At 33.2% G+C, this 2,580-nt stretch carries 5 protein-coding genes; all 5 read left to right on the top strand.

The window, feature by feature from the left end:
* Window positions 1–161: 161 nt before the first annotated feature.
* The 5 genes from KQI42_RS20570 to KQI42_RS20550 all read left to right on the top strand — a co-directional run bounded on the left by KQI42_RS20570 (window position 162) and on the right by KQI42_RS20550 (window position 2,456).
* Window positions 162–746 (top strand): AAA family ATPase, encoded by a 585-nt coding sequence (locus tag KQI42_RS20570; protein ID WP_216522688.1) that lies wholly within the window; start codon window positions 162–164, stop codon window positions 744–746.
* A 1-nt stretch (window position 747) separates the two neighbouring features.
* Window positions 748–1,371 (top strand): DNA cytosine methyltransferase, encoded by a 624-nt coding sequence (locus tag KQI42_RS20565; protein WP_216522686.1) that lies wholly within the window; start codon window positions 748–750, stop codon window positions 1,369–1,371.
* A 97-nt stretch (window positions 1,372–1,468) separates the two neighbouring features.
* On the top strand, window positions 1,469–1,597 hold the full coding sequence (locus tag KQI42_RS20560) for a ribbon-helix-helix protein, CopG family (protein ID WP_216522684.1): 129 nt from the start codon (window positions 1,469–1,471) through the stop codon (window positions 1,595–1,597).
* 110 nt (window positions 1,598–1,707) lie between these two features.
* Window positions 1,708–2,067 (top strand): RusA family crossover junction endodeoxyribonuclease, encoded by a 360-nt coding sequence (locus KQI42_RS20555; RefSeq protein WP_216522679.1) that lies wholly within the window; start codon window positions 1,708–1,710, stop codon window positions 2,065–2,067.
* Window positions 2,068–2,138: 71 nt separating this feature from the next.
* Window positions 2,139–2,456, top strand: a complete 318-nt coding sequence (locus tag KQI42_RS20550; protein ID WP_216522677.1) for a hypothetical protein — start codon at window positions 2,139–2,141, stop codon at window positions 2,454–2,456.
* Window positions 2,457–2,580 lie beyond the last annotated feature (124 nt).

Below are 2,580 nucleotides of genomic sequence, written 5' to 3'. Positions count from 1 at the left end.
AGATACACATCTGAAAGTAACAAACTAGGAACATTATATTTTACAGGTACCTTAGTAAAAGAATATAAAGATTACTATCTGTTTCAAGGAAAGAATTATTTAGAGAGTTTTAGAAAAGCTGATTTTAATACAGGCGAATATAAAATCAAGGAGGTAAGATAATGGATAAAATAATAAATTTAGTTGGAGCAAGTGGAACAGGAAAAACAGAAATTGCAAAACTGTTATATGCTAAAGGATACAATGTAATAATGTCATATACCAATAGAAAGCCACGATTTAATGGAGAATGGGGTCATATATTTGTCAAATATATACCTAAAAAATGGGAAAAAATAATAGAGGGAAATCTGGAAATAGAAAAAATGATTATAGATAAAACTGATATGATAGCCTGTCAAGAAAAATACGGAAATTATTATTGGGCAACAAAAGATCAATACAAGAATAAAGGCACTTCAATATACGTTGTATGTCCTCATGGGGCAAATGAAGTTAAACAAAATGTTAAAGATGCTGATGTAGTAACTATATTTCTAGTATGTGATGAAGAAGAAAGAATAAAAAGAATAATTAAAAGAGATAGAAGTACAAAAAATGGTAACATGAAATATTTTGAAGCAGAGGAAAGAGCTGAAAAAGATACTGATTATTTTAAGATATGTAAATGTGATTATGTAATTGATACAAATAGATATTTTATGGAAGTTATAAATCTAATAGAAAGCATTATAAAGGAGGTTTGATGTGAAGTTTATAGATTTGTTCGCAGGTATCGGAGGTTTTAGAACAGGAATGGAAATGGCAGGGCATGAATGTGTAGGCTGGTGTGAAATAGATAAGTTTGCACAAAAAAGTTATAGGGCAATATATGATACGGAAGGAGAGTGGTTTTCAAATGACATACGAACAGTTAACCCTAGAGATATCCCCGAGTTCGACTGTATCACAGGAGGATTTCCTTGCCAGAGTTTCTCGGTTGCTGGCAAAAGGGGAGGGTTTGAAGATACTAGAGGAACTTTATTCTTTGAAATCGCGAGAATTATTCGAGAAAGACAGCCAAAACTTGTTTTCCTTGAAAACGTCAAAGGGTTGCTTAACCACGATGGAGGAAGGACTTTCGGAACAATCCTCAACACTTTTTGGGAACTGGGGTATGATGTCGAATGGCAATTGCTTAACAGCAAGGATTTTGGAGTCCCCCAAAATAGGGAAAGGGTGTTCATTATCGGATATCCTAGAGGAACAAGTAGACAAAAAATATTTCCTATCAGAAGAGCAAGACAAGTGAATTCAGACAGTCAGCTATATAAACAAGCAGGAAATAGTGTAACTGTAAATGTGATATATGAAATAGCTAGACGAATTTAAAAGCGATTAGAGCAATTTTAAAATTAGGACAAGTATTTAGTCAAGAAAGAAGAAAAAACAGTTGTATGACTTCACAAAGAAGGGAGAGAAGCATAATATGATTGAACTACAATCAGAACTATTAAAAGCTATAGAAGAAATAGCAACTACAAGAGGAATGACAACAGAAGAGTGCATTAGACAAGCTATAGAGATACTAGAGGGCGAATGGTACATCAAAGATTAGGGGGTTCAATATGTTAAAAATATGGAGAAGAAACAGAAAAGATATAAAAATAAAAGACAGAACATTCTTAAAATTATATATTTGGACAAGTATATTAGGGGTGAAATAAATTGAAAATAGTAATACCTGGTGAAATGCCAGGGATGAATGAGATAGTTGCAGCAGCTAAAAAAGGCAGAGGGAAATATCAACCTTATAATGACATGAAAAGAGAAAATACAGAATTAGTGTCATGGGCATCAAAGAAAATTCCAAAGAAAAAAAGAATATTCTTAGATATAACTTGGATAGCAAAAAACAAAAGAAGAGATCCAGACAATATAGCGGCAGCAGTAAAATTTATTTGGGATGGATTAGTTGAAGCAGGAGTAATACCTAATGATGGTTGGAATGAAAATGGAGGTTGGGCTAATCATTTTGAAGTGGACAAGGATAATCCGAGGATAGAGGTAGTAGTTAAGGAGGTATAAAAGATGGACAAGGTGTTAGAGCTAAGCATAAGAGTAGTAATTCGACATCTTTTTTATTGAGGAGGAAACAAATGGACGGATTAACGAGTAAAGAAAGACATCAAATAGTAGAAGAAAGAAGTCAAGGTCTGTGTGAAAATTGCGGAAGCAACTACATGGTACAACATCATCATATCATAGGCGGAAATGGCAAGAGAAGACAATGTGAAACTATATATAGTCTAATAGCTTTATGTTGGGATTGCCATCATGGGGATTATGGAGTAGAAGGAAATAAAGATAGATCATTAGATTTGAAACTTAAGCAAAACTTACAAAGAAAATATGAAGAATTAGGACTAAAAGGTAAAGAACTACAATACTGGCTAGGTGGAAGATTTTACTTATAGAGGTGAATAAAGATGCAGGATCTATATAATGAATTGCAGGGATTGAGAAAAACTCTTTCCCTTGCAATCAAAAAACTAGAGGAACGAGGAAATAAAAAGAGTAAAGCTGAAGCGGAATATAGAA

It is taken from the genome of Tissierella simiarum, from assembly GCF_018917865.1.
GTDB lineage: Bacteria > Bacillota > Clostridia > Tissierellales > Tissierellaceae > Tissierella_C > Tissierella_C simiarum.
Note: the sequence above shows the minus strand (reverse complement) of the source record. Positions and strands in the feature narration are given on the sequence as shown.